Origin of the sequence: Micromonospora echinofusca (assembly GCF_017614955.1) — a bacterium.
In the GTDB taxonomy this organism is placed as follows: domain Bacteria; phylum Actinomycetota; class Actinomycetes; order Mycobacteriales; family Micromonosporaceae; genus Micromonospora; species Micromonospora echinofusca_A.
In genome coordinates, this window is sequence record NZ_WVUH01000003.1 from 1 (window position 1) to 25,574 (window position 25,574).

The window sequence follows — 25,574 nt, forward strand, 5'->3', positions numbered from 1 at the left end:
CGCCGGGCCGGATCGCCGGAAGAGAAGGGCTGCAACGAACGGTTGTCGCTCATCAGTCCTCTGGTGTCGTTCTGGGGTTCTGCCGGTCGGACGGGGGCCGCCGGGGAATGCTCCACCGTGGACGTACGGGCCGGCCTGCTCGGTGCATCACCGTACCCCCTTCCGCCGCACCGCACGGCCCGGCACCGGACCTGCCGGCGCTCAGACACCGACATGCGTGAATCCGGACCAGGCCACCGGGTCGGCCAGCTCCGGTTGGTCGGCCAGGCCGACGAGGTCCGGCGGCATCTCCGCCACCGCCCGTCGGGCCGGGTCGAGCATCCACAGCTGGGCCCGGCGCAGCGCCTCCGCCGGCCGCAGGCCGTACCGGCGCAGGTACCGGTGGGTCATGAACATCAGCAACGAGGTGGCCCGGTCGGGTACCCGCCACAGCGACCCGAACGCGCTCCGGGCCCCGGCCACCAGGAACGCGGTGGCCAGCGAGAACGCCTCGTCGTAGCCCCGGGTGGAGGACTGGGTCGTGCACGCGGCGAGCGAGACCAGCCCGAGGCGGGCACCCCGCCCCGTCTGCTCGATCAGCTCCTCGGCGGTCAGTCGCTGCCCGCCGGCCAGCACCAGGTACGACGTGTCCGAACCGCCCTCCCGGGCCACCCCGTGACAGGCCAGGTGCAGGGTGCCCCGCTCCCCGCCGACCAGCCAGTCCAGCACCTCGGCCGGTACGCCCGGACCGTCCGCCCAACTCGCCGGCTGGCCCAGGTAACGGGCCTGCGGGTAGAAGACCTCCCGGATGGCGCACGCCTCCCGCCCGGCGAACGGCAGCACCCCTTCGGGGTCACCGACGATCAGCGACTCCGCGTCGGCGGGTACCGGTGGCCGACCGGCCAACTCCACCAGCAGCCGCGCCGAGACGGCGTACGACCAGGTGGCCCGGGTCACCGCGGGCTGCCCGGCGATCCGTGCGGCGTGCCACGGGACCAGCCCGAGCCGCCCCGTCGGGGCGAGCACCAGCCACGGCTCCGCACCGAAGCGCCCCCGGTCGAGCAGCGGCCGGAGTACCGCCTCCCCGGCCCAGTCCAGCAGCTCGTCCAAGGCCCGCCGCCACCGGTCGTACCCGACCCGGCCGGACCCGACCCGCAGGGCGTCGTGGGCGGCCACGTACCGGTCCAGCGCCCCGCCCGGCGGGTCGCCCAACCGGTGCAGCCGGATGATCTCCGGTGCACCCCGGGCCGGGACGACCACCACCGCGCCACCGGCCCGGGGCACGCGGCTCGCGGTCAGGTAGACCAGCGCGTCCGCACCCACCCGGCGCAGGGCGGCCTGGATCTCGTCGACGCCCGGCGGGTCGAGCATCCGGTCCGCGCCGGCCAGCGCCCGCAGCACCGCGTGCCGCAGTTCCGGCGGGGCGGTGTCGGCGCCGCGCCACCGGGCCGCCAGGTCGACCTCGCCCACGGCGGCGAGCTGGGCCGGGATGTCGGCGGTCACGGTCGCGGCATGCAGGACGGCGCCCCGGGCCGAGTCCAGCGCGGCGACCGCCCCGACCGGGTCGTCGTCGGTCAGACACCAGCCGGCCACCCGGACGGCGTCCTCGACCGCTTGGTTCGCCACCAGGGTGGCGTACTCCGTACCGGACTGGAGCAGTACCCGCCATCGGTTGCCCCGCAGGGCCAGCAGGCCCATCTCCCGGGCGACGGTCCGGTCGGCGGGGGTACGGCCGTGTCGAGCCACCAGTCCCCGGGCGAGGTGCACGGCACTCCAGTCCGGGTGGCTGACGTCCCGCGCCGCGCGGGCGCCCCGGTCCAGGGCGCCGGCCGCCTCGACCAGGTGGGCCGGATCGGGGTCGACCTCGTACAGCCCGTGCAGGGCGGTCCCGAGCGCGACGGCGAGGCGGGGGAAGGTCACGCTGCGCTCGTCGCCGAGCTGCACCGCCTGCCGGCCGATCGCGGCGGCGGCCCGCAGGACGTCGGGGTCGTCGGACGGTCCGACCGCGAGCGCCAGCGCCGCGTTGGCGAGCTGCTGCGCCCGCTCGTCGTCGGTCAGTCCGGGCAGCGCCGCCTCGGCGAGTAGCCGGTCCACCCCGGCACTGGTCGGCACGGCCGGCGGGTCGGTCCGGACCGGTGCCGCGCTCAGCTCCAGTTTCGAGCGGAACAGCGCCAGGTTCGCCTCGCTCTCCAGCCGGCCCGGATGGTCGGCCGGCACCAGCGGGAGCAGCCGTTCCAGTTCCCGGACCGCGGTCCGGGTCGCCTCCGGATCGTCGGTGCGTACCCCCCAGGCCTCCTCCACCTCGATCAGGCTGGCCCGCATCAGCAGGGCCTCGATCTCGGAGTCGTCCGCAGGGTCGGCCACCAGCTCCCGGAGCAGATCCCGGGCCCGGGCCAGGTCGTGCAGGTCACCCCGGGTCTTGAACCGGTTGAACAGGGCCCCGGCGAGGCTCTTGCGGATCGCCCGGTACATCGGATCGGTCGGGGCCAGCGCGTCGAGCAGCGCGGCGAGATCATCGGTCGCCTGCTCGGTGGCGGTCGCATCCCCTTCGCGGGCCCCACGTTCCATGGAGGTCATCGCGAGGACCGCGCCGACGAGCCGGGCGATCTCCGGATCGGCGGTCGACGCGTGGGCCTCCCGGAGCGCGTCGATGGTCGCGTCGGTCGTGTCGGTGGGTACCCCGGTGCGCAGGGTCCGTTGGAGGGCGTCGATGAGGGCGGTGGCGGTGACGGCGGCGGGCCGGTTCGGGTCGTCCGGGGCCATCTCCCGCAGGCGGTCCCCGGCCGTCCGGCGCTGCTCGGCCATCAGCTCCGGATCCCAGAGTGAGCGGTACCGGGCCGGTGGGTCGGACCACGACGGACCGTTGCCGAACGCCGTCCCGTCCTGCATGGCGCGCAGCGCCGCCAAGCCGCGTTGCTGCATCTCGTGGTACCGGCTGCGCTCCCGCTCCGTACGGGCCTGCTCCGGGGTGTCGGAGAGACTCCAGGCCAGCCCCTGGAACAACCGCAGGATCTGGGCGACCTCCGGGTCCAGGTCGGGGCGGGCGAGTACGGCGTCCAGGTCGTCAACCAGCGTCGACAGGTACCCGGTGTCACCGGTGAGTCGGAACGTGTTCCACCGGGCGACGGCCACCTCCAGCGCCGCCAACGGTCGGTCCGCCTCGGGCAGCAGGTCCGCCACCGTGTCGAGCCGGTGCTCGGCGACCGCCAGGCCGGCCACGTCCCGGTCCAGTACCGCCCGCTCGTGCAGCACCCGGCCGTGCAGCAGCGCGGCTGCGGGACGGTACTCCTCGACGTCGACCAGCAGTTCCGCCGCCGCGTCCAGGTCGCCCCGCTGCTGCCGCGCCTCCCACCGGTAGGCCCGCGCCATGCCGAGCGCCCATCGGACGAAGCGGTCGTCCGCCTCCGGACCGCCGGCCCGGACCCGCTGGAGCTCCCCGATCGACCGCTCCAGGTCCGCCGGGTCGTGGCCCACCTCGTACCGGTCGAAGAGCAACAGCCCCAGCATCGATTCGGGGGCGGCCCCGGGCTCTCCGGTGAACAGGTCCACAGCCCGGTCCAGGGCGGTCCGGTCCCCGTCGACCGCCCACCGCCGCGCGTACGCCAGACCCAGCCAGCCCTGCGCGTCGGCGTGCCACTCCTCGCCGGTACCGCTGGACACCGCGCGGTCCAGGTGGGTGACGGCGGGGAGCAGGTGGGCCGGGGTGCCGGTCTCGTCGAACCGGTACAGCTCCGTCACTCCGAGCAGGAGATGCAGCCGGGGCGGTACGTCGTCGGGGCGGTCCCGGCACAGCCCGGTCACGATCCCCACCACCTCGTCCAGGTCGGCGAGCTGGCCCTCCCCGGACTCGTACCGCTCGACCAGCAGCCAGGCCCGCTCCTCCGGCGGCTCGTCCGGCCCGGTCGGCTCCCGCCCGTGGTCGACGTCCCCGTTCCCGGTCTGCTCCCGCTGCCGGTCGACGTCCCCGCTCCCGGTCAACTCGGCGGCCAGGTCAGATCCACGGTGGCGGCAGCCCCGTCGGCGAGGTAGTCCGACAGCAGCGCGCCGGACGCCGGCTCGTCCCCGGTCGACGCCGGGGCGGGCAACCCCACCGCCCGGTACAGCGCCAACCGGTGCACCGCCAGGAGCCCTTCGATCAGGTCGGCGTACGCCTCGGCGGAGTGACAGAGCGCCAGGTAGCTCAGGGCCACCACGATGAGTACCGCGACCAGCCAGAGCGCGACCGGGACCGGGCCGGGCAGCAGAGCCGCCCAGCCGGCCGCCAGCAGTGCCCAGCCGTACGCCTGGGCCCGGCCGAGGACGGCGGTCGACTGCTCGGTGAGCCGGAGCCGGTCCGGCTCCGGTAGCACCGTGACGAACGACGCCCAACAGGCGGTGATCCGCAGACCGTGCCGGTCGGCGACGCGTTGCCCCATCGCGGCGAAGACGTTGCCGAGCCGGGTCGGGGCGGGCGGCGTACCGCCCGGGTAGCGGCGCAGGCGGGCCCGGATCCGGGCCTCGGCCCACGGCGCCGCTGTGGTGTCGTCCGGTGGGACGGTGGCGAGCCGTTGCCGGATCCGGGTCTGCCGGCGGACCCGCGCCCGGGTCAACCCGGCCCACCAGCTGCCCGCCGGCCAGTACGCACCGGCCAGCAGGTGGGTCAGCGCGGGTGCCAGGGCGGCGACGAACTGGGCCGAGCCGAACAGCACGGCCAGCCCGGCCACGGCGGTGAGGACCGTGCCGGCCGGCCCGAGGGCGACCAGTCGGCACCAGACCGCGCCGTCGCCGGGCGACGGGGTCCGGCAGGTGGCCGCCGCAGGGTGGGTCAGCACGTAGACCAGTGCCCCGACGGTCCAGAAGAGCAGGGCTGCGCCGATGGTCCGGGGCGTCCACCGTTGCGCGATCGGGTCGACGACCGCGCCGACCAGCGAGTCGATCAAGCGTCCACCCGGCGCAGTGCGACGCGGTGCCGGGCGCAGATCCCGGTGCCGGCGGGGCGGCGGGCCGAACCCCGCTCGGCGGTGGTGCATCCGTCAGTCGGGCAGCGCCACACCGTCTCCGTCCCGGCGAGCAGCTCCGGGGGCACCAGCTCACCCCGGTCCAGCCCGTCGTCGGGGTACCGGTCCCGTTCGTCGGTCAACTGTCGTCCCTCCACGGTGGACGCGGGTGTCCGCGTGGCACAGCGTAGCCGCTCCCACCGACGAGGAATGCGTCGCACAAGTGCCGGACGGACGACGGGTCGCCGCACCCGGTCGGAGCGGGTGACGAGAGCGGCTCAGCCGGGTGACAAAGGAAAAGGCAAGAAGGTGGATCACCCCTTGCCACTCTCAACATATATCGCATAGAGGGCCTTGCGGCAAGACCCGGGTGGTGCCGCAGAATTGCCGCACGGAATCCGTAACCGGCCTAAATCAGAAATTGCGAACTGCGAGCAGCTGGCCGGCCCGCCATCCCGACGAAGAGGAGTTCGATGCGTGACGTGATCGTGGTCGGTGCCGGACCGACCGGCATGATGCTCGCCAGCGAGTTGCGGTTGCACGGTGTCCGGGTGTGCGTGCTGGAGAAGGAGACCGAGCCGGTCGGGTACGTCCGCGCGCTCGGACTGCACGTGCGCAGCATCGAGCTGCTGGACCAGCGCGGCCTGCTGGACCGGTTCCTCGCGCTGGGCCGGCAGGTCCCGGTCGGCGGATTCTTCGCCGGCATCGAGAAGCCCGCGCCGGTCCGGCTGGACACCGCGCATCCGTACGTCCTCGGTATTCCGCAGCCCGTCACCGACCGCCTGCTGACCGAGCGCGCCAGCGAACTCGGCGCCGAGATCCGGCGCGGCTGCGAACTGGTCGGGCTGAGCCAGGACGGCCAGGGGGTGACCGCCGAGCTGGCCGACGGTACCCGGCTGCGCTCGCGCTGGCTCGTCGGCTGCGACGGCGGGCGCAGCACCGTGCGCAAGCTGCTCGGCATCGGCTTCCCCGGCGAACCCAGCCGGGTCGAGACGCTGCTGGGCGAGATGGCGGTGGCGGCGCCACCGGAGACCGTGGCCGCTGTGGTGGCCGAGGTCCGCAGGACCCAGAAGCGGTTCGGCCTCGGACCCCTCGGCGACGGGGTGTACCGGGTCGTCGTGCCGGCCGACGGGGTGACCGGCGACCGCTCGGTCGCGCCGACGATCGACGAGTTCGCACGACAGTTGCGGGCGGTCGCCGGCACCGACTTCGGCGTGCACTCACCGCGCTGGCTCTCCCGTTTCGGCGACGCCACCCGGCAGGCCGAGCACTACCGGACCGGACGGGTGCTGCTGGCCGGGGACGCGGCCCACATCCATCCGCCAGTCGGTGGGCAGGGCCTCAACCTCGGCATCCAGGACGCGGTCAACCTGGGGTGGAAGCTGGCGGCCGAGGTCGACGGCTGGGCGCCGGAGGGTCTGCTGGACAGCTACCACACCGAACGGCACCCGGTCGCCGCCGACGTGCTGGAGAACACCCGCGCGCAGATGGTGCTGCTGTCCACGGAGCCGGGCCCCCGGGCGGTGCGCCGGCTGCTGTCGGAGCTGATGGACTTCGAGGACGTGCACCGGCACCTGATCGAGAAGGTCACCGCGATCGGGGTCCGTTACGACCTCGGCGCGGGCCACGAACTGCTCGGCCGACGGCTGCGGGACGTGCGGCTGGGGCGGGGGCGCCTCTACGAGCTGATGCACGGCGGGCGTGGGCTGCTGCTCGACCGGACCGGCCGGCTCTCGGTGGCGGGCTGGGCGGACCGGGTCGACCACGTCGTCGACCGCAGCGCGGAACTGGACCTGCCCGCCGTCCTGCTGCGGCCGGACGGTCACGTGGCCTGGGTGGGGGAGGACCAGGTGGAACTCCTCGGTCACCTGCCGAGGTGGTTCGGCGCGGCCGTCGGCTGAGCACGCGTGACACCCGACGGGCGGCGGCAGGGGCCGTGGCGGCGGTCGACCAGGTGGGACACCCGGTTCGTCGTCCGGCCCGGGACCACCGGTCCCACCCGCGCCGGGCACCGTCCGGCGGGATCTGCCTGTTAGCGCACACATGGCACCAGCGGGAAGGTGTCTTCCGGCTGTTGGTCACCGCCGTCGGCCGCCTCGCGGGGTCTGGATCATCGACCGGTGGGGTTTCCGGTGCGGGTGGAGGCGGTTTCCGCAATGTTGCCGGGAAGCGTCTTGACGAATTCTATGTGAGCGCTAACACTAGGCCGAGCAAGCGAGCGGAGGATGCGATGAGTCTTTCGGCAGGGCCGGGCGACCGGTACGTTGTCGGCGTCGACTACGGCACGTTGTCGGGTCGGGCGCTGGTGGTGCGGGTCGGTGACGGCGCCGAGCTGGGGACGGCGGTGCACCCGTACCGCCACGGCGTCATGGACGCGGTGCTCGCCGCCGACGGTCGGCAGCTGCCCGCCGACTGGGCACTCCAGGATCCCGACGACTACCGCGACGTGCTGCGGCACGCGGTGCCGGCGGCGCTGGCCGAAAGCGGCGTCGACCCGACCCGGGTCATCGGGGTCGGCATCGACTTCACCGCGTGCACCGTGCTGCCCACCCTCGCCGACGGCACGCCGCTGTGCGAGCTGCCCGACCTGCGTACCCGTCCGCACGCCTGGGTGAAGCTCTGGAAGCACCACGCCGCGCAACGCCAGGCCGACCGGATCAACGCGCTGGCCCACGAGCGGGGCGAGCCGTGGATCGGCCGGTACGGCGGCAAGATCTCCGCCGAGTGGCAGTACGCCAAGGGGCTGCAACTGCTGGAGGAGGACCCGGAGGTCTACGCGCGGGCCGAGCGGTGGATCGAGGCCGCCGACTGGATCGTCTGGCAGTTGTGCGGCACCGAGACCCGCAACGTCTGCACCGCCGGTTACAAGGGCATCCACCAGGACGGCCGGTACCCGTCGCGGGACTACCTGGCCGCGCTGCACCCGGGATTCGCGGACTTCGTCACCAAGCTCGACGGACCCCTGCTGCCGCTGGGTGCCCGGGCCGGTGGGCTGACCGCGCGGGCCGCCGCGTGGACCGGGCTGCCCGAGGGCGTCGCGGTCGCGGTCGGCAACGTCGACGCCCACGTGACCGCCGCCGCCGCGCAGGCCCTCGAACCGGGCCGGCTGGTGGCCATCATGGGTACCTCCACCTGCCACATCGTCAACGGCACCGAACCGGCCGAGGTGGCCGGCATGTGCGGTGTCGTGGACGGCGGGATCAGCGCCGGGGCCTGGGGCTACGAGGCCGGTCAGAGCGGGGTCGGGGACATCTTCGGCTGGTTCGTCGCGCAGGCGGCGCCCGCCGGGTACGCCTCGCACGAGGTGCTCTCCGCGCAGGCCGCCGCGCAGCCCGTCGGGGCACACGGCCTGGTCGCCCTGGACTGGTGGAACGGCAACCGTTCCCTGCTGGTCAACCACGACCTCAGCGGGGTCGTCGTCGGGCTCACCCTGGCCACCCGCCCGCCGGACGTCTACCGCGCGTTGCTGGAGTCGACCGCGTACGGCACCCGCATGATCATCGAGGCGTTCGCCGGGGCGGGTGTACCGGTCGACGAACTGGTCGTGGCCGGCGGGCTCACCACGAACACCCTGCTGATGCAGATCTACGCCGACGTCACGAAGCGCCCCCTGGGCATCATCGGCTCGGCGCAGGGACCGGCCCTGGGGTCGGCGATCCACGCGGCGGTCGCGGCCGGCGCCTATCCCGACGTACCCACCGCGTCCGCCGTGATGGGCCGGGTCGAGCGGGACGTGTACCGGCCCGATCCCGGGCGGGCCCGTGCCTACGACGCGCTGTACGCCGAGTACCGGCGGCTGCACGACCACTTCGGGCGGGGTGGCGACGACGTGCTGCTGCGCCTGCGGGCCATCCGCAACGCCGCCCGGCAGGCGGCCCACGACCCGGCCGACGAGGCCACCGTCCCCCTGGAGGTGATGGCATGAGCGGCGAGCCGAGTGCCGAGGTGGCGCGACTGCGCGACGAGGTGGCGGCGCTGCACGCCGAACTGGTCCGGTACGGCCTGGTCGCCTGGACGGCCGGCAACGTGTCGGCGCGGGTACCGGGCCACGACCTGATGGTGATCAAACCGAGCGGGGTCTCCTACGACGACCTCCGGCCGGACAACATGATCGTCTGTGACCTCGGCGGGACGGTGGTCGAGGGCGACCTGTCCCCGTCGAGTGACACGGCCGCGCACGCCCACGTCTACCGGGAGATGCCCGAGGTCGGCGGGGTGGTGCACACGCACAGCGGGTACGCCACCGCGTGGGCGGCCCGGGGCGAGGCGATCCCGTGCCATCTCACCGCCCAGGCCGACGAGTTCGGCGGGGAGATCCCGGTCGGTCCGTTCGCCCTGATCGGCGGCGACGACATCGGCAAGGGGATCGTCGCCACCCTGGCCGGGCACCGTTCCCCGGCGGTGCTCATGCGCAACCACGGTGTGTTCACCATCGGCCGGACCGCCCGGGCGGCGGTCAAGGCGGCGGTGATGTGCGAGGACGTCGCCCGCACCGCGCACCTGACCCGGGCCCTCGGTACCCCGGTCCCGATGGCGGCCGGGGACATCGACGCCCTCTACGACCGTTACCAGAACGTCTACGGGCAGACCGGACCCTCCGTCCGGTAGCCCACCGCGCCCCGGCCGTCCCGGCCCCGGGACCGGCCACCGCGCGACTCCCACCCTCCGCAGGACCCACCACCGGTGGACCGCACCCCCGGCCGGTCCGTTCGGCGTGCCCGGACGACCGGATCAGATATCCCCCACCACCCTTCAAGGAGAGATCGCATGTCACGGATGGGCAACGCCATCACCCGGCGTGGATTCGTCACCGTGGTCGCCGCCGGCCTGCTGGCCACCGGGCTGGCCGCCTGCGGCAACAGCGACACCGGCGACGACGCGGGCGACGGCAACGGCAAGATCGTCCTCGGCTTCTCGCAGGTCGGCGCGGAGAGCGGCTGGCGTACCGCCAACACCAACTCGATCAAGGAGTCGGCCGCCGCAGCCGGCATCGAGCTGAAGTTCGACGACGCCCAGCAGAAGCAGGAGAACCAGATCAAGGCGATCCGTAACTTCATCCAGCAGAAGGTCGACGTGATCGCCTTCTCGCCGGTGGTGGAGTCGGGTTGGGACACCGTCCTGAAGGAGGCCAAGGACGCCGGTATCCCGGTGATCCTGACCGACCGGTCCGTGGACTCGGCGGACAAGTCGCTCTACCAGACCTTCATCGGGTCGGACTTCGTCAAGGAGGGCCGGCTCTCCGGCGAGTGGCTGGTCGAGCAGACCAAGAACGCGACCGGCCCGGTGAACATCGTCGAACTCCAGGGCACCACCGGTTCCGCACCGGCCAACGACCGCAAGAAGGGTTTCGCCGAGGCGATCGCGGCCAATCCGAACCTGAAGATCATCGCCTCGCAGACCGGTGACTTCACCCGGGCCGGCGGCAAGGCCGTCATGGAGCAGTTCCTCAAGGCCAACCCGAAGATCGACGTGCTGTTCGCGCACAACGACGACATGGGCCTCGGCGCCCTGGAGGCCATCACCGCGGCCGGCAAGGTGCCGGGCAAGGACATCACGATCATCACCATCGACGCGGTCAAGGACGGCATGCAGGCCCTCGCCGACGGCAGGTTCAACTTCATCGCCGAGTGCAGCCCGCTGCTGGGCGACCAGTTGATGGAGCTGGTGAAGAAGGTCCACGCCGGCGAGTCGGTGCCCGCCCGGGTGGAGACCGAGGAGACCACCTTCACCCAGGAGCAGGCCAAGGCCGCCCTGCCGAACCGCAAGTACTGACCGGCCCGGGCCGCCGCGACCGCTCGCGGCGGCCCCACCGGCACCGACTCAGGAAAGGTCTGGTGGGATGTCGCCGAGGCATCCGGTCCTGACGATGACCGCGATCAGCAAGCACTTCCCGGGGGTACGGGCCCTCGACGGGGTCGACTTCCGACTCTTCCCCGGGGAGGTCCACGCCCTCATGGGCGAGAACGGTGCCGGCAAGTCCACCCTCATCAAGGTACTGACCGGCGTGTACGGCACCGACACCGGCACCATCACCCTCGACGGTGCCGAGGTGTCGTTCAGCGGACCGATGCAGGCCACCGCCGCCGGGGTGAGCACCGTCTACCAGGAGGTGAACCTCTGCACGAACCTGTCGGTGGCGGAGAACATCTTCATCGGGCGGGAACCGCGCCGATTCGGTGCGGTGAACTGGCGGCAGATGCGCCGGCAGGCCCGGGAGCTGCTGGCCCGCATCGACCTGGACATCGACGTCACCGCCCTGCTGGGCAGCTACTCGCTGGCCGTGCAGCAGATGGTGGCCATCGCCCGCGCCATCGACGTACGGGCCCGGGTCCTGATCCTGGACGAGCCGACCTCCAGCCTGGACGCCGACGAGGTGGCCCAGCTGATGCGCATCATGCGGCAGTTGCGCGACGAGGGCATCGCGATCCTCTTCGTGACGCACTTCCTGGACCAGGTCTACGGCATCGCCGACCGGATCACCGTACTGCGCAACGGCCGGCTCGTCGGGGAGTACCCGACCGCCGACCTGCCGCAGATCGCCCTGGTCGAGAAGATGATCGGCAAGGAACTCGACGCGCTGGAGCAGATCGACGAGCAGTCCCGGCGGGACCTGGCCACGGTCGAGGCGGGTACGCCGTTCGTGGCGGCGACCGACCTGGGCCGGACCGGTTCGGTGGCGCCGTTCAGTCTCACCATCCACGCCGGTGAGGTCGTCGGCCTGGCCGGACTGCTCGGTTCGGGCCGGACGGAGGTGGCCCGGCTGTTCTTCGGCGCCGACCGGGCCGACCTGGGCCGGCTCACCGTCGACGGACAACCGGCCACGATCCGGCGTCCGGTCGCCGCGATCGCGCGGGACATCGCCTTCTGCTCGGAGAACCGCCGCACCGAGGGGCTGGTGGGCGAGTTGTCGGTCCGGGAGAACATCGTCCTGGCCCTCCAGGCGGCCCGGGGCTGGCTGCGTCCGGTACCCCGACGGCGGCAGGACGAGCTGGTCCAGCGGTACATCAGGGCGCTGCACATCCGACCGGCCGACCCGGACATGCCGGTCCGCAACCTGTCCGGCGGCAACCAGCAGAAGGTGCTCCTCGCCCGCTGGCTGATCACCGAACCGAAGCTGCTGATCCTCGACGAGCCGACCCGGGGCATCGACATCGGCGCCAAGGCCGAGATCCAGCGCCTGGTGGCCCAGCTCTCCGACGGCGGGATGGCGGTGCTGTTCATCTCCGCCGAGCTGGAGGAGGTGCTGCGGCTGAGCCACAAGGTGGCCGTGATGCGGGACCGGCGGATGGTCGCGCAGCTCGCCAACGACGACACCCTCGACGCCGACCGCATCATGCGCGCCATCGCGAGCGGCGCCCCGCAGGAAGGGCCGGATCCGGCATGAGCACAGGGAAGAGCCGTCTCGCGGCGGTCACCGGGCACCGGCTGTTCTGGCCGGTGGTCGTCCTGGTGGTACTGCTGGCGGCGAACGCCGCCTACCGGCCGAGTTTCCTGGCCGTCGAGGTCAAGAACGGGCACCTCTACGGCAGCCTGATCGACATCCTCCGGCTCAGCGCGCCGCTCGTCCTGGTCGCGTTGGGCATGTCCCTGGTCATCGCCACCGGCGGCATCGATCTGTCGGTCGGTTCGGTGGTCGCGGTCAGCGGCGCGGTGGCCTGCCTCCACATCAGCGAACGACCCGACCAGAACAACGTCGCCGGGGTGCTCACCGCACTGGCCGTCGCGTTCGGGATCGCCCTGCTGCTCGGCGCCTGGAACGGGGTACTGGTGTCGGTCATCGGCATCCAGCCGATCATCGCCACGCTGATCCTGATGGTCGCCGGCCGGGGGCTGGCCCAGCTCGTCACCTCCGGGCAGATCATCACCATCAACAGCGGGCCGTACCGGACGATCGGGGTCGGGCACCTGCTCACCCTGCCGTTCGCCATCATCGTCGCGCTCGCGGTGACGGTGGCCCTGGCGGTGCTGACCCGACGCACCGCGCTCGGCATGATCATCGAAGCCGTCGGTGGCAACGCCGAGGCCAGCCGGCTGGCCGGCATCCGGTCCCGGCGGATCATCTTCCTGGTCTACGTGGTCAGCGCGGCCTGCGCGGCGGTGGCCGGCTTCATGATGACCGCGAACGTGTCCAGCGCGGACGGCAACGCCGCCGGCCTCTGGGTCGAACTCGACGCGATCCTCGCCGTGGTCATCGGCGGGACCTCGCTGGCCGGCGGACGGTTCTTCCTCAGCGGCACGATCGTCGGCGCGCTGATCATCCAGACCCTGACCACCTCGGTGTACGCGATGAACATCAGCCCGCAGACGGCCCTGCTGTTCAAGGCGGTCGTGGTCATCGTGGTCTGCCTCATCCAGGCGCCGGCGTTCCGGGCCAGGATCCGGACGCGGTTCCGGCGCCGGCCGGCCACGCCGGTCGCCCCGACCGTGGTCGAGAAGCAGAAGGAGCAGGTGGCGGCATGACCACGAGCCAACTCACCGGGGGAGTCGACCGGGCGCCGTGGTGGCGGGTACCGCAGCGGCAGGTCCCGGTGCTGGCGACCGGGGCCCTGCTGCTGGTCATGTACGGCGTGGGGGTCTCCCAGTACCGGGCGTTCTCCAGCATCCAGGTCGTCTTCAACGTCTTCATCGACAACGGGTTCCTGCTGGTCGTGGCGGTCGGCATGACCTTCGTCATCCTCACCGGCGGCATCGACCTGTCGGTCGGTTCGGTGGTGGCGATGACCGCGATGGTCACCGCCGCGTTGCTGCGCGACGGCCTGCCGCCCGCGCTGGTGCTGCTGATCGCGCTGCTGATCGGCCCCACCCTGGGCTTCGCGATGGGCTGCGTGATCCACTTCTTCGACATCCAGCCGTTCATCGTGACCCTGGCCGGCATGTTCTTCGCCCGGGGCATGTGCACCTGGATCAGCTCGTCGTCGATCCCGATCACCGACGGGTTCTGGACCGGGGTGGCCCAGGAACGGATCCGGTTCGGGGACAGCTTCGTCACCGTCAGCGTACTGATCGCGCTGGCCGTGGTCGCGGTGGCCGCGTACACGCTGGCGTACACCCGGCTGGGCCGCAACGTCCACGCCATCGGGGGCAGCCCGCAGTCGGCGCTGCTGATGGGCCTGCCGGTGGGGCGTACGAAGATCGCCGTCTACACCGTCAGCGGGCTCTGCTCGGCGGTCGGCGGGATCCTGCTGTCGTTCTACACCCTGTCCGGTGCGCCGCTGATCGCCGTCGGCATGGAACTCGACGCGATCGCGGCGGTGGTGATCGGCGGCACCCTGCTCACCGGCGGCTCCGGGTACGTGCTCGGCACCGTCCTGGGTGTCCTGGTCCTCGGCGTCATCCAGACGCTGATCACCTTCGACGGCACGCTCAGCTCCTGGTGGACCAAGATCGTGATCGGCGGCCTGCTGTTCGCGTTCATCCTGCTCCAGCGCCTCATCGGCATCCGCAAGAAGTGACCCGAGACCCGTTCAGCGGAAGGCAAGCCCCATGACTACCCCATCCCCGGTCGCCGAGGTCTGGTTCCTCACCGGCAGCCAGGGCCTGTACGGCCCGGAGACCCTGCGTCAGGTGGCCGAGCAGTCCCGGCAGATCGCCGACCAGCTCGACGCCGACCCGGCCATTCCCGCCCGGGTGGTCTGGAAGCCGGTCCTCACCTCCAGCGCCGAGATCCTGGCGGTCTGCCGGGACGCCGCGGTCTCCGGGGCGGTCGGCGTGATCGCCTGGATGCACACGTTCTCCCCGGCGAAGATGTGGATCAGTGGTCTGGACGCGCTGCGGACCCCGCTGCTGCACCTGCACACCCAGGCCAACGTGGCGCTGCCGTGGTCCGAGATCGACATGGACTTCATGAACCTCAACCAGGCCGCGCACGGCGACCGGGAGTTCGGGTACGTGCAGACCCGGCTCGGGGTCGCCCGCAAGACGGTCGCCGGGCACGTGAGCGACCCCCGGGTGACCGACCGGATCGCCGCCTGGACCCGGGCCTGCACCGGGTACGCCGCGATGCGGTCGCTGCGGTTGGCCCGGTTCGGCGACAACATGCGCGACGTGGCGGTCACCGAGGGGGACAAGGTCGAGGCGGAGCTGCGGTTCGGTGTCTCGGTCAACACCTACGGGGTGAACGACCTGGTGCAGGCCGTGGACGCGGTCCCCGACGCGCGGATCGACGAGCTGGTCGCCGAGTACGACGACAGCTACCGGCTGGTTCCCGAGCTGCGGCCGGACGGGGCGCGGCACGGATCGCTGCGGTACGCCGCCCGGATCGAGGCGGGTCTGCGTACCTTCCTGGAGAGGGGCGGGTTCCGGGCGTTCACCACCAACTTCGAGGACCTCGGCGGTCTGCGCCAGCTCCCCGGGCTGGCGGTGCAGCGGCTGATGGCCGACGGTTACGGGTTCGGCGGGGAGGGGGACTGGAAGACGTCGGTCCTGGTGCACACCCTCAAGGCGATGTCCGTCGGCACCACCGGCGGCACGTCCTTCATGGAGGACTACACCTACGACCTGACGCCCGGTCGGGAGCTGGTCCTCGGCGCGCACATGCTGGAGGTCTGCCCCAGCATCGCGGCCGGTACCCCGACCGTGGAGATCCACCCGCTGGGCATCGGCGGGCGGGAGGACCCGGTACGGATGGTGTTCGACGCGCGCCCCGGTCCGGCCGTGGTGCTGGGGCTGGCCGACATGGGGGAGCGGTTCCGGCTGGTGGCCAACGAGATCGACGTGGTGGCCCCGCCGCAGCCGTTGCCGAAGCTGCCGGTGGCCCGGGCGGTGTGGCGGCCCCGGCCCGACCTGGCCGGCTCGGCGGAGGCGTGGCTCACCGCCGGGGCGCCGCACCACACGGTGCTGTCGCAGGCGGTCGGGACGGAGGAACTGTACGACCTGGCGGAGATGTGCCGGACCGAACTGGTGGTGATCGACGCGGAGACGACCACCCGGCGGTTGGCCGCCGAGATCCGCTGGAACCAGGCCTATTATCGGCTGGCCCGGGGCTTCTGAGCTGCGGAGATCCGTCGCGCCCGGCGGGTGGTCGGGGTGTCGCCGCCCCGTTCGGCACCGGAGACGCCGACCACGCCGTCCGGGCAGCGCGTCACCGGTCCGCCGGGGGTCACGGCGGACCGGGGACGACCACGAGGGGAGTGTCATGGGTCAGCAGCCGGCTGCACGGGCCGCCGTGATGAGTGACGTCGCGCGGCTCGCCGGGGTCTCCCACCAGACCGTGTCCCGGGTGCTGAACAACCACCCGAGCGTGCGGCAGGAGACCCGGGAGCGGGTGCTGCGCGCCGTGCACCAGCTCAACTACCGGCCCAACGCGTTGGCCCGGGGGCTGGCCGGGCGGCGGTCCCGGGTGATCGGCGTGGTCAGCTTCGACACCATCCTCTACGGGCCGGCCGCCACCCTGCTCGGGGTCGAGCGGGCCGCCCGCGCCGCCGGCTACGGCATCAACATCGTGGCCCTGGAGCAGCTCGACCGGGCCGGGGTGATGGCCGCGATCGACGCGCTGACCGAACAGTCCGTGGCCGGGGTGGTGCTCATCGCCCCGATGATGACCGCCGCGGTCGCCGTGCACGGCCTGCCCACCGGGGTACCCGCGGTGGTGGTCGAGTCGGGCAGTGCCGGTGAGCTGCCGACCATTTCGGTCGACCAGGTGACCGGGGCCCGGCTGGCGGTGGAGCACCTGCTCGACCTGGGGCACGAGACGGTGTGGCACGTCGCCGGCCCGCGCGACTGGTTGGAGGCCCGGGACCGGGTCGACGGGTGGCGGCTGGCCCTGGAGAGCGCCGGCCGTCGGGTCCCGCCGGTGATCGTCGGGGACTGGAGTCCCCGGGCGGGCTACGAGGTCGGCCGGTCGCTGGTGGACCGGGACGACGTGTCGGCGGTCTTCTGCGCCAACGACCACCAGGCGCTCGGCCTGCTGCGGGCGTTGCACCAGCACGGTGTGCGGGTGCCCGAGGACATCAGTGTGGTGGGCTTCGACGACATCCCCGAGGCGGAGTACTTCTCACCGCCGTTGACCACGGTGCGGCAGGACTTCGACGAGGTCGGTCGCCGCTGCGTGGGCGTACTGCTGGAGTTGCTGGACGCCGACGGCTCCGACGGTCGTCGGATGCGACCGCAGGTCGAGCCGACCCTGGTGGTCCGGGACAGCAGCGGCCCCCGGAAGGGCTGACCGGCGCACGGTCCGCCGCCCGTCCCGGTCGGACGACCGGGACGGGCGGCGACGGGCGTACCGCCTATCGCCGGGTTTCCTGCTTGGCACGCTGCGGCGACATGCCCTGGTCGATCTTCTGCAACGCCGCCCGCAACTGCTGCTCGCTCATCTTCGAGTTGCCCTCGATACCGGCGTCGTGGGCGCGCTGGCGCAGTTCGTGAAGCTCCTGACGGTCAGTCATCTCCACCTCCCTGGTCGGCGTGACCCTCCGGTCACCGGTGTTGGCTTCCCGGCCCCGTCCGGCGGAAACCACCCGTCCGCGTCGGCCGGTGGCTGCTCAGGCCGCCGGGGCGTGGCTGGCCTGCCAGGCGGCGTACCCGCCGAGCAGGTCGGAGACGTCCGACCGGCCGTGGTGCCGGAGCAGGCTGGCCGCGACCGAGGAGCGGTAGCCACCGGCGCAGTGCACCACGACCGGACGGTCGGCGGGGACCTGGTCGAGTCGCCGGGTCAGCTCGGCGAGCGGGACGTGCAGCGAACCGTCGACCGCCCCGCCCTCCCGTTCACCGCTGTTGCGGACGTCGAGGACGACCGGCGGCGCGTCGCTGTCCAGAGCCTCGCGCAGCGCGGCGGCGGTGAGCCGACTGGCCTGGGTCAGCTCGGCGGGCAGCCCCCGGAAGGCGTCCTCCGGGTCGCGGAGGTACCCGGTCACCCGGTCGAAGCCGATCCGGGCGAGGCGTACCACGATCTCCTCCTCCCGGCCGGCGGGCGCGACGACGAGCACCTGGCGGTCCGGTGCGACCACGCTGCCGGCGGTCTCGGCGAACCGGCCGTCGGCCGGGATGTTGATCGCACCGCGCAGGTGCCCGGCGGCGAACTCCTGCGGGTCACGGGTGTCGACCACGACGGCACCGTCGGCCCGCGCGGCGAGGAACGCGGTGGGGTCGAGGGGGCGGGCCGTCCGGTCGTGGTCGAACAGTTCGCGGGCCTTACGGTTGAGCACCGCGTCGAAGGCGAAGTACCCGGGCGCGGCCGGCTGGCCGCCGGTGACCAGGGCGACGAACTCGGCCTCGCTCATCGGGGCGCAGGCGTAGTTGGTGCGACGCTGCTCGCCGATGGTGGACTGCCGTTCCGTGGAGAGGTTCTTGCCGCAGGCCGAGCCGGCCCCGTGGGCGGGGAAGACGCGCACCTCGTCGGGCAGCGCCATCAGCTTGTGCTGCACGCTGTGGTAGAGCATGGACCCCAGTTCGTCGGCGGTGACGCCGAGGGAGGCGAGCAGGTCGGGCCGCCCCACGTCGCCGATGAACAGGGCGTCGCCGGTCAGTACGCCGTAGGGGACCGGGTCGGCGGCGTGCTCGTGGACCAGGATGCTGATCGACTCCGGGGTGTGGCCCGGCGTCTCCATGATCTTCAGCGTGACGTCGCCGAGACTGATCCGCTCACCGTCGGTGAGCTTGCGGATCGGGTACTCGGTCTCGGCGCGTCGGCCGTAGCCGATCCAGGCCCCGGTCGCGGCGGCGACCTCGAGGTGGCCGGCGAGGAAGTCGGCGTGGAAGTGGGTGTTGATGACGCCCTCGATGGTCAGCCCCCGGGTCCGCGCGTCGGCGAGGTACTCGCCGATGTCGCGCCGTGGGTCGACCAGTACCGCCCGGCGGGTGGTCTCGTCGGCGATCAGGTACGACGCCTGGGACAGGCAGTCCAGGTAGTACTGGGTGAACAGCATGGCGGGTGCCTCCTTGGGTGGTCATGTCGGGCGGTGCAATGACTGTAGCGCATACCCCCGGGGGTATATTCCGCCCGGCGGTCGGCCGGAACGGTCCATCGGGTTCGGGGTCGACTATACCCCTAGGGGTATCTGGTGGCGAGGTGTCGCCCCACCGCCCCGCGTACCGGCGGTGCGGGCGGGTAATCGGCCCTGCCCGCAGGTGGCGGCCGGCTGTCCGTCGGGGACCTGTCCGACCGCCTCTACCGGCCAGGCCGGCTGACGAGAGGAGTGCCCGTGACCGTCGAGGTGTTCGTCATCACCACCTCCTCGCTCGGTGACCGCAGCTACCTGGCCACCGACGGCCGGGTGGGGATCGTGGTGGACCCCCAGCGCGACACCGACCGGATCCTGTACCTGGCGGGCGCCGAGGGGGTACCCGTCACCCATGTGCTGGAGACCCACCTGCACAACGACTACGTCTCCGGTGGCCGGGAACTGGCCCGGCTGACCGGTGCGTACCATCTGGTGGCCGGTGCCGACGATGTCGCGTTCGACCGGGTGCCGGTCTCCGACGGCGACCTGGTACCCGTCTCGGAGACGATGCGGCTCCGCGCGGTCGCCACCCCGGGGCACACCTTCCACCACCTGTCCTACGTCCTCGACGAGCGCGGTGCGGGCGGTTGGGACCCGGTCGGGGTGTTCACCGGTGGGTCCCTGCTGTACGGCACGACCGGCCGTACCGACCTGCTCGGCCAGCAGTACGCCCACGAACTGGCCCACCACCAGCACGCCTCGGCCGCCCGGCTGGCCGACCTGCTGCCGGACGGCGCGCAGGTCTGGCCCACGCACGGCTTCGGCAGCTTCTGCTCGGCCACCCAGGCCGACGCGCCCGAGTCGACGATCGGCCGGGAACGGCAGGCCAACCCGGTGCTCCGGCTCGCCGCGGACGACTTCGTCACCGAGACCCTGGCCGGACTGGACGCCTACCCGGCGTACTACGCGCACATGGGCGTGATCAACGCGGCAGGCCCGGCACCGGTCGACCTCACCCCGGTGGCCCGGGCCGACGCGGCCGAACTCCGGCGACGGATCGCCGCCGGGGAGTGGGTGGTCGACCTGCGCAACCGCAAGGCGTACGCGACCGCGCACCTCGCCGGTACGGTCAGCCTCGGCCTGGACGGCCCGATGTCCACCTGGCTCGGCTGGCTGATCGACTGGGGTGCACCGCTCACCCTGCTGGCCGCGACCCCGGAGCAGGTCGCCGACGCCCAACGGGAGCTGGTGCGGATCGGCATCGACCGGCCGGCCGCCCGGGCCACGGGTGAGGTGGAGCAGTGGGCGGCCGACCGCAACCAGCTACGTGAGCTGGCCACGGCGGACTTCCCGGCGCTGGCCGCCGCCCGCGCGGGCCGCGTCCCCGCCGGTCTGGCCGCACCCGACGTGGTGCTCGACGTCCGGATGACCAACGAGTGGCGGACCGGGCACGTCGACGGCGCGGTGCACATCCCGCTGCCCGACCTGCCCGGCCGGCTGGCCGACGTACCCGCCGGCACCGTCTGGGTGCACTGCGGCTCCGGTTACCGGGCCACCGCTGCCGCGTCGCTGCTGGCCAACGCCGGCCGCGAGGTGACCGTCATCGACGACCGGTTCGAGCGGGCCCGGGCAGCCGGTGTCCCGATGGCGGACTGACCTGTCGTTGCAGCTCGTCGACGTCCTCGCTCGGCGGGACGGTGGAAGGCCGACCGGGCTGCCGCGCCGTCGGTGGCACGGCAGCCCGGGCCCTCGTCAGCGGGCGTGCTTCTGCTGGCAGGGTACGCAGAAGCGGGCATGGGGCAGCACCTCCAGGCGTTCCCGGGGGATGTCCCTGCCGCACTTCTCGCAGACGCCGTAGCGGCCGTCGGCGAGGCGGGTGAGCGCCCCGGTGATCTGCTCCAGGCTCTGCCGGGTCGCCGCGATCATCGGGGCCCGGGTGTGGTCCTCGGCCGGGTCGCCGGTGTCCGCGGTGAGTTCCGTCAACCGGGCGGTCTGTGCCGCGAACTCGCTGGTCAACGTCGTCCGCAGCTCGTCGAGCCAGTCCTGCCGGGCGCTGTCGTGGATTTCGGTGCTCATCGGGGTCTCCTGGAAAAAGAAAAAGGCCGGAGCTGTCGAGCTCCGCCCTGGTGGCCGTTCCGCTGGTCTCATGGGATGAGCGGAGGGCCACGACCGGCAGGGGCCGGGCTCGGCAGCCCGTACGCCGAGGTGGGCTGCGGGTGCGCGGACCCTGCGACGCGGACGGCCGGTGTGGCCGGGAGCAGTGCGCTCCGCCGGGCAGCAGCAGGCGCCGCCGTCACCCGGACGGCGTCGTGGACCTGCTGGCGTAGCGTGCGCATCCGGCCACCATATGCTGCTCCGGCCGGGAATCCCAGTGGAAAAGTGGGACGACCGTCATTCGTACGCTTCGCGGGCGTCCCGGATGTCGGTCAGGTGCTGCTCCGTCCACGTGCAGCAGACCGCCATCGGTGCGAGCAGGCTACGACCGAGCGGGGTCAGTTCGTACTCCACCCGGGGCGGCATGCCCCCGTGGTCGGTGCGCTGGACCAGCCCGTCGCGCTGCATCGCCCGCAGCGACTCGGTGAGCACCTTCGGAGTGACGCCGACCAGCGGCGGGACGAGTTCCGAGAACCGGCGTGGCCCGTCCCGGAGGCAGCGCAGGATCCGGCCGGTCCAGCGTCCACCGATCCGGATCAGTGGGCGGTCGCCCCGGCAGTTGGCGAACAGGTCCGCGTCCAACGGTTGCTCCACGTCCGCCACGGTATCCGCCACTATCGTTGCGGTAACCGGGGCACCGCCGTCTACCGTCCCCCCGCAGCGGCCAGCGGTACGGACTGGCCGGAGGTGGACGGAGCAGGAATGGACAGCATCATCGTGTTCGGTGCCGGCGGTCGGGCCGGTCGACAGGTCGTCGCGGAGGCGGTTTCCCGGGGCCACCGGGTGACGGCCGTGGTGCGGGACGCGGTCCGGCATCGGGACCTGGCCGCTCCGGCGGTCACCGTGGCCGAAGGGGACATCACCTCGGTCGGGGACGTGGCCCGGCTCTCCGCCGGGCACCGGGCGGTGGTCCACGCGGCGGCCCGGACGGACGTACCGGCGGACTCCTTCTTCCCGGTCGCCGGCCGTGCCCTGGTCGAGGGTCTCCCGGTCGCGGGGGTGAACCGACTGGTGGTGATCGGCATCGGCACGGTGTTGGAGACCGCGCCCGGGGTGGCGGTGCACGACGCGCCGGGCTTCCCGGCCGAGGGTCGGGCCTTCTCGCGGGGGCACGCGGCGCAGCTCGACGTCCTGCGCGGCGCGGTCGGCGTCGACTGGGTGGTGCTCGCCCCACCGCCGGTGCTGCTCGACGACGCGGCACCGCGCACGGGCCGGTACCGCACCGGCGGTCACCAGCTGCTCTCCGGTGGCCCGGACCCGGCGGCCTTCTCCTATGCGGACCTCGCGGTGGCGGTGGTGGACGAGATCGACTCGCCCCGCCACCACCGCACCCTGGTCGCCGTGGGGTGGTGAGCCCTTGTTGACCGTCTGGTCAAGAGCGGCTAGGTTCTTGACCAGGCAGTCAACAGGGGCGGTGGAGCGGATGGCGAGGGACACCCGGGAGCGCATCGTGCGGGTCGCCCGGGACCTGGTGCACGGCGCATCGATGGCGCAGGTGAGCGTCGAGGAGATCTGTGCCGCCGCCGGCGTCCACAAGGGAAGCCTCTACCACTTCTTTCCGTCCAAGGACGCGCTCGGGGTGGCGGTGCTCGACGCCAACTGGGCGCTGATGCGCGCGTTGCTGGAGGAGGCGTTCGGTGACGACGTCCCGCCCCTGGTCCGGATCGACCGGTTCGTCGACGGCTACGCCGGGATGCTGGCGCTGATGCGCGAGCGGATGGGGGCCACCCCGGGTTGCCCGCTCGGCAACCTCGCCGCCGAGGTGTCCTCCCGCGACGGGGAGATGCGGACCCGGATCGTCCGGATCATGGACGCCTGGGCGCGGTACTTCGTCGAGGCGGTGCGGGAGGCCAGGGGGCGGGGGGACGTCGGTCCGGCGGTGGACGCGGACGAAGTGGCCGTGCACATCCTGGCCCACCTCCAGGGCATGGCCACCATGGCCAGGGCGTACGACCGGCCGGAGCTGGCCGGACGGGCCCGGGGCGGAGTGCGGATGCTGCTGGGCCTCCCGGCCTGAGCGGGTGGATCGGCGCCGGTCAGGTGGCCGGACGGAATCCGTCGCGGTACCTGACCGGCGTTCGATCCCGCGGCCGGACCGCCGTGCGCTGCCCGTCGACTTGACCATTTAGTCAACTGAACGATCTGGAGAACACCATGACCACGCGACATCTGCCGGCCACCCCGGCCGGGGCCGCCGAACCGGACGCGTCCGGCTACCGGTTCGACCGGTTCCGTACCGCCCTGCTCGTCGACGACCTGACCTTCGGCCGGCGGGCGCCCGGCCCCGGCGACCCGGTGCCGGCCTTCGACCTGCCGACGCTCGACGGCGGCCGGTTCCGCAGTGCCGACCTGGGGGCATTGCCCGTACTGCTGGTCTTCGGGTCGCGTACCTGCCCGGTCACCGAGAGCGCCGGCCCGGTGCTCCGGCGACTGTCCGCCGAGTTCGGCACCCGGGTCCGCTTCGTGCTGGTGAACACCCGAGAGGCGCACCCCGGGGACCGCTTCGGTCAACCCGGTACCTTCGCCGAGAAGTGGTCCCACGCGGTCGAACTGCGCCGGCACCACGGGCTGACGTTCGAGGTGGCCGTCGACGACATCGACGGTCGGCTGCACCGGGCGTTGACCCCGAAGCCCAATTCGGCGTACCTGCTGGATCCCGCCGGGATCATCCGGTACCGGGCGCACTGGGCCAACGACGAACGTGGCCTGCGCGCCGCGCTGGCGGGACAGGTCGCCGGCCCGGGGCCGGCGCGGCGGCGGAGCCGGGCGATGGTCGGTCCGCTCATGCGCGCCGTCGGGCACCTGCCGGCGGTGGTGCGGTTCGCCGGCCCCCGGGTCGAACGCGACGTCTGGCGGGCCGCCCCGCCGTTGGCCGTCCTCGGGCGTCTGTCCCGGCTGTTCGGCTGGCTGCCCACGGACTGGCGGGGCGTCGCTGCGGCGGTCACCCTGGCCGGGGTGACCGCCGCAGTGGTGGGGCTGCTCAGCTGATCGGGGGCGCTCCGGCCGCGAGCCGGGTGCGGGCCCGCATGAGTGCGAAGCCGAGCAGGTTCAGCCCCCGCCAGCGCTCCGGATCGCTGGCCCGGGGATCGTCCGCCGCCAGACCGATGCCCCAGATCCGGTCGACCGGACTCGCTTCGACCAGCACCCGGCCCTCGGTGGCGGCCAGGAAGGCGCCCAGATCCGGGTGCTGGTCGAACTTGGCGACGTTCGCGGCCACGACCAGGTCGAACCGGTGCGCCACCCAGACCTGCTCGTCGAAACCCCGGACCCGTCGGCCCAGGGCCTTGGCGGCCCCCGGGTCCGGCGCCGCCAGGATCCGGTCGACCGCCGGTCCGTCGGCGAAGAGGCGGGCCTTGCCGGCCATCATGTAGTGCTCGGCGGTGGCGTACCGGACCCCGTCCACCACGAACGGCGCCGGCCACCACTGGCTCAGGCAACCCGGTCCGACGCTCCCGTCCCGCTGCGGTCGGTGCCCCCAGAAGAACAGGTACCGGATCCGGTTGCCGGCGGCGAGCCGTGCGCGCAGGTCGTCGAGGTCGGTGGGCGGGCGGTCGGTGGGCGGGGTGCGGTGGTCGGACACGCCGCAGAGCGTGTCACGGGTACCACCGCGCCACCACCGGGTTTCCCGGGTCAACAGGTGGAGTGGAACAGCCCGCCCACCGACCTGTGCCCGGCCAGTTCGTTGTAGAGGGTCACCGCCTGCCGGGTGTCGGCGACGTGCACCTCGATGTGGGCAGTCCCCGGCCGACACCGGCGCGAACTCCAAGGCCCGCAACCTGCTCTGCTACCTGAAGACCCACTCCTACGTCAGCGGGCAGACCGACGCGCCGGACGCCGACCGGGTGAAGCAGCTGACCGGGCGGTACCCCGGCCATCGTCGCCGTCGACCTGATGGAGTACACCAACGGGCGGATCGAGACGCAGAGCGTGATCGACTGGTACCGCACCCACCGGGGCATCGTGTCGTTCCAGTGGCACTGGTACTGCCCCCGGGGTGGCAACTACGCGACCAACTGCGACTTCGTACCGGACCTGAACAACCCGTCGTCCAAGCTGTACCAGGACATCGACCTGGTACTGCGGGAGATGAAGAAGCTCGGCGACGCCGGCATCCCGGTCCTGTTCCGGCCGCTGCACGAGGCCAACAACAACTACATGTGGTGGGCCCGGAAGGGGTCGGACGCGTACAAGCAGCTCTGGCGGCTGATGTTCCAGCGGGCCCAGGCGCTCGGCGTGCACAACCTGGTCTGGGTGTTCAACGGCATGGCCAGCGGCCAGAGCACCTCGCTGGCCTCCTGGTACCCGGGTGACAGCTACGCCGACCTGGTCACCTCCGACAACTACCAGAGCTGGAACGACCACCACATCTGCACCAGCGTGGGCAGCGACAAGACGGTGGCGGTCGCGGAGACCTTCAGCCCGCTCAACCCGGCCACCGAACCGGCCTGGTCCTACTTCGTGGTCTGGGCGTCCCGGGACTGGACCGGCAGCGGCAAGGACGTCGCGTCGCTGTGGCGGACGGCGATGGTCGACCCGAGGACCATCTCCATCGACCAGCTTCCCGACACGGGCACCTGGTAGTCCCGCA

At 72.6% G+C, this 25,574-nt stretch carries 22 protein-coding genes; 14 read left to right on the forward strand and 8 right to left on the reverse strand.

All coding sequences use genetic code 11. From position 1 onward, the window contains the following. Window positions 1–201: 201 nt before the first annotated feature. From GSF22_RS00895 to GSF22_RS00905, 3 genes are read right to left on the reverse strand one after another with little or no spacing between them, the layout of a single operon-like run. Window positions 202–3,957, reverse strand: coding sequence for a CHAT domain-containing protein (locus GSF22_RS00895; protein WP_208810684.1), 3,756 nt, complete (start codon window positions 3,955–3,957; stop codon window positions 202–204). Then, on the reverse strand, window positions 3,954–4,898 hold the full coding sequence (locus tag GSF22_RS00900; RefSeq protein WP_208810685.1) for a hypothetical protein: 945 nt from the start codon (window positions 4,896–4,898) through the stop codon (window positions 3,954–3,956). Before GSF22_RS00900 ends, GSF22_RS00895 begins: the two co-directional genes overlap by 4 nt. Continuing rightward, window positions 4,895–5,098: a hypothetical protein gene (locus GSF22_RS00905; protein WP_208810687.1), complete on the reverse strand. Its 204-nt coding sequence runs from the start codon at window positions 5,096–5,098 to the stop codon at window positions 4,895–4,897. The genes GSF22_RS00900 and GSF22_RS00905 overlap by 4 nt, the downstream gene beginning before the upstream one ends. Before the next feature lie 330 nt (window positions 5,099–5,428). On the opposite strand from GSF22_RS00905, the gene rox reads away from it, so the two are divergent. The 9 genes from rox (at window position 5,429) to GSF22_RS00950 (ending at window position 17,115) form a co-directional block, all read left to right on the forward strand. Next, window positions 5,429–6,856, forward strand: coding sequence for a rifampin monooxygenase (gene rox / locus GSF22_RS00910; protein WP_208810689.1), 1,428 nt, complete (start codon window positions 5,429–5,431; stop codon window positions 6,854–6,856). A gap of 329 nt (window positions 6,857–7,185) precedes the next feature. Beyond that, complete coding sequence (araB, locus tag GSF22_RS00915) at window positions 7,186–8,880, forward strand: ribulokinase (protein ID WP_208810691.1); 1,695 nt, start codon at window positions 7,186–7,188, stop codon at window positions 8,878–8,880. Beyond that, a complete protein-coding gene (locus tag GSF22_RS00920; protein WP_208810693.1) occupies window positions 8,877–9,563 on the forward strand; it encodes an L-ribulose-5-phosphate 4-epimerase in 687 nt (228 codons plus the stop codon). The genes araB and GSF22_RS00920 overlap by 4 nt, the downstream gene beginning before the upstream one ends. Window positions 9,564–9,722: 159 nt before the next feature. After that, entirely contained in the window at window positions 9,723–10,727 is a 1,005-nt protein-coding gene (locus tag GSF22_RS00925) for an ABC transporter substrate-binding protein (RefSeq protein ID WP_208810695.1), read from the forward strand. 67 nt (window positions 10,728–10,794) lie between these two features. Further along, the gene (locus tag GSF22_RS00930) at window positions 10,795–12,339 is read left to right on the forward strand and encodes a sugar ABC transporter ATP-binding protein (RefSeq protein ID WP_208810696.1); all 1,545 of its coding nucleotides are present in this window, start codon (window positions 10,795–10,797) and stop codon (window positions 12,337–12,339) included. Next, the gene (locus tag GSF22_RS00935; RefSeq protein WP_208810698.1) at window positions 12,336–13,415 is read left to right on the forward strand and encodes an ABC transporter permease; all 1,080 of its coding nucleotides are present in this window, start codon (window positions 12,336–12,338) and stop codon (window positions 13,413–13,415) included. The genes GSF22_RS00930 and GSF22_RS00935 overlap by 4 nt, the downstream gene beginning before the upstream one ends. After that, window positions 13,412–14,407, forward strand: coding sequence for a galactofuranose ABC transporter, permease protein YjfF (yjfF, locus tag GSF22_RS00940; RefSeq protein ID WP_208810700.1), 996 nt, complete (start codon window positions 13,412–13,414; stop codon window positions 14,405–14,407). Before GSF22_RS00935 ends, yjfF begins: the two co-directional genes overlap by 4 nt. Before the next feature lie 31 nt (window positions 14,408–14,438). After that, complete coding sequence (gene araA / locus GSF22_RS00945; RefSeq protein WP_208810702.1) at window positions 14,439–15,944, forward strand: L-arabinose isomerase; 1,506 nt, start codon at window positions 14,439–14,441, stop codon at window positions 15,942–15,944. A 178-nt stretch (window positions 15,945–16,122) separates the two neighbouring features. Continuing rightward, window positions 16,123–17,115 carry a LacI family DNA-binding transcriptional regulator gene (locus GSF22_RS00950; RefSeq protein ID WP_244365711.1) on the forward strand — a complete coding sequence of 331 codons (993 nt, stop codon included), beginning with the start codon at window positions 16,123–16,125 and terminating at the stop codon, window positions 17,113–17,115. 64 nt (window positions 17,116–17,179) lie between these two features. Here the strand turns inward: GSF22_RS00950 and GSF22_RS00955 are convergent, their stop codons facing one another. Continuing rightward, window positions 17,180–17,338: a hypothetical protein gene (locus tag GSF22_RS00955; protein ID WP_208810705.1), complete on the reverse strand. Its 159-nt coding sequence runs from the start codon at window positions 17,336–17,338 to the stop codon at window positions 17,180–17,182. Between the two features lie 96 nt (window positions 17,339–17,434). Then, window positions 17,435–18,817, reverse strand: coding sequence for a rhodanese-like domain-containing protein (locus GSF22_RS00960; RefSeq protein WP_208810707.1), 1,383 nt, complete (start codon window positions 18,815–18,817; stop codon window positions 17,435–17,437). A 276-nt stretch (window positions 18,818–19,093) separates the two neighbouring features. On the opposite strand from GSF22_RS00960, the gene GSF22_RS00965 reads away from it, so the two are divergent. Then, on the forward strand, window positions 19,094–20,488 hold the full coding sequence (locus tag GSF22_RS00965) for an MBL fold metallo-hydrolase (protein WP_208810709.1): 1,395 nt from the start codon (window positions 19,094–19,096) through the stop codon (window positions 20,486–20,488). Window positions 20,489–20,584: 96 nt separating this feature from the next. Here GSF22_RS00965 and GSF22_RS00970 read toward each other — a convergent pair whose 3' ends face one another. Then, window positions 20,585–20,908 carry a TraR/DksA family transcriptional regulator gene (locus GSF22_RS00970; RefSeq protein WP_208810711.1) on the reverse strand — a complete coding sequence of 108 codons (324 nt, stop codon included), beginning with the start codon at window positions 20,906–20,908 and terminating at the stop codon, window positions 20,585–20,587. 315 nt (window positions 20,909–21,223) lie between these two features. Then, window positions 21,224–21,580, reverse strand: coding sequence for a winged helix-turn-helix transcriptional regulator (locus GSF22_RS34360; RefSeq protein ID WP_307803663.1), 357 nt, complete (start codon window positions 21,578–21,580; stop codon window positions 21,224–21,226). 108 nt (window positions 21,581–21,688) lie between these two features. Between GSF22_RS34360 and GSF22_RS00980 the strand changes: the two genes are divergently transcribed. The 3 genes from GSF22_RS00980 to GSF22_RS00990 all read left to right on the forward strand — a co-directional run bounded on the left by GSF22_RS00980 (window position 21,689) and on the right by GSF22_RS00990 (window position 23,974). Further along, window positions 21,689–22,339 (forward strand): NAD(P)-dependent oxidoreductase, encoded by a 651-nt coding sequence (locus tag GSF22_RS00980; protein WP_208810715.1) that lies wholly within the window; start codon window positions 21,689–21,691, stop codon window positions 22,337–22,339. Window positions 22,340–22,409: 70 nt separating this feature from the next. Continuing rightward, window positions 22,410–23,003, forward strand: coding sequence for a TetR/AcrR family transcriptional regulator (locus tag GSF22_RS00985; protein WP_208810717.1), 594 nt, complete (start codon window positions 22,410–22,412; stop codon window positions 23,001–23,003). A 137-nt stretch (window positions 23,004–23,140) separates the two neighbouring features. After that, a complete protein-coding gene (locus GSF22_RS00990; protein WP_208810719.1) occupies window positions 23,141–23,974 on the forward strand; it encodes a TlpA family protein disulfide reductase in 834 nt (277 codons plus the stop codon). On the opposite strand, the gene GSF22_RS00995 is transcribed toward GSF22_RS00990, so the two are convergent. Then, window positions 23,967–24,566 (reverse strand): NADAR family protein, encoded by a 600-nt coding sequence (locus GSF22_RS00995; RefSeq protein ID WP_208810721.1) that lies wholly within the window; start codon window positions 24,564–24,566, stop codon window positions 23,967–23,969. The two genes, GSF22_RS00990 and GSF22_RS00995, sit on opposite strands and share 8 nt — an antisense overlap. Window positions 24,567–24,877: 311 nt before the next feature. Between GSF22_RS00995 and GSF22_RS01000 the strand changes: the two genes are divergently transcribed. Beyond that, on the forward strand, window positions 24,878–25,567 hold the full coding sequence (locus GSF22_RS01000) for a glycosyl hydrolase (RefSeq protein ID WP_208810723.1): 690 nt from the start codon (window positions 24,878–24,880) through the stop codon (window positions 25,565–25,567). Window positions 25,568–25,574: the final 7 nt, after the last annotated feature.

Bases quoted from the DNA above. Each gene is read 5' to 3' on its own strand.
- rox (WP_208810689.1), top strand. From the start codon at position 5,429: ATGCGTGACGTGATCGTGGTCGGTGCCGGACCGACCGGCATGATGCTC.
- GSF22_RS00955 (WP_208810705.1), bottom strand. From the start codon at position 17,338: ATGACTGACCGTCAGGAGCTTCACGAACTGCGCCAGCGCGCCCACGAC.
- GSF22_RS00930 (WP_208810696.1), top strand. From the start codon at position 10,795: ATGTCGCCGAGGCATCCGGTCCTGACGATGACCGCGATCAGCAAGCAC.
- araB (WP_208810691.1), top strand. From the start codon at position 7,186: ATGAGTCTTTCGGCAGGGCCGGGCGACCGGTACGTTGTCGGCGTCGAC.
- GSF22_RS00960 (WP_208810707.1), bottom strand. From the start codon at position 18,817: ATGCTGTTCACCCAGTACTACCTGGACTGCCTGTCCCAGGCGTCGTAC.
- GSF22_RS00950 (WP_244365711.1), top strand. From the start codon at position 16,123: ATGAGTGACGTCGCGCGGCTCGCCGGGGTCTCCCACCAGACCGTGTCC.
- GSF22_RS00925 (WP_208810695.1), top strand. From the start codon at position 9,723: ATGTCACGGATGGGCAACGCCATCACCCGGCGTGGATTCGTCACCGTG.
- GSF22_RS01000 (WP_208810723.1), top strand. From the start codon at position 24,878: ATGGAGTACACCAACGGGCGGATCGAGACGCAGAGCGTGATCGACTGG.
- GSF22_RS00970 (WP_208810711.1), bottom strand. From the start codon at position 20,908: ATGAGCACCGAAATCCACGACAGCGCCCGGCAGGACTGGCTCGACGAG.
- GSF22_RS00990 (WP_208810719.1), top strand. From the start codon at position 23,141: ATGACCACGCGACATCTGCCGGCCACCCCGGCCGGGGCCGCCGAACCG.
- GSF22_RS00920 (WP_208810693.1), top strand. From the start codon at position 8,877: ATGAGCGGCGAGCCGAGTGCCGAGGTGGCGCGACTGCGCGACGAGGTG.
- GSF22_RS00985 (WP_208810717.1), top strand. From the start codon at position 22,410: ATGGCGAGGGACACCCGGGAGCGCATCGTGCGGGTCGCCCGGGACCTG.
- GSF22_RS00980 (WP_208810715.1), top strand. From the start codon at position 21,689: ATGGACAGCATCATCGTGTTCGGTGCCGGCGGTCGGGCCGGTCGACAG.
- yjfF (WP_208810700.1), top strand. From the start codon at position 13,412: ATGACCACGAGCCAACTCACCGGGGGAGTCGACCGGGCGCCGTGGTGG.
- GSF22_RS00935 (WP_208810698.1), top strand. From the start codon at position 12,336: ATGAGCACAGGGAAGAGCCGTCTCGCGGCGGTCACCGGGCACCGGCTG.
- araA (WP_208810702.1), top strand. From the start codon at position 14,439: ATGACTACCCCATCCCCGGTCGCCGAGGTCTGGTTCCTCACCGGCAGC.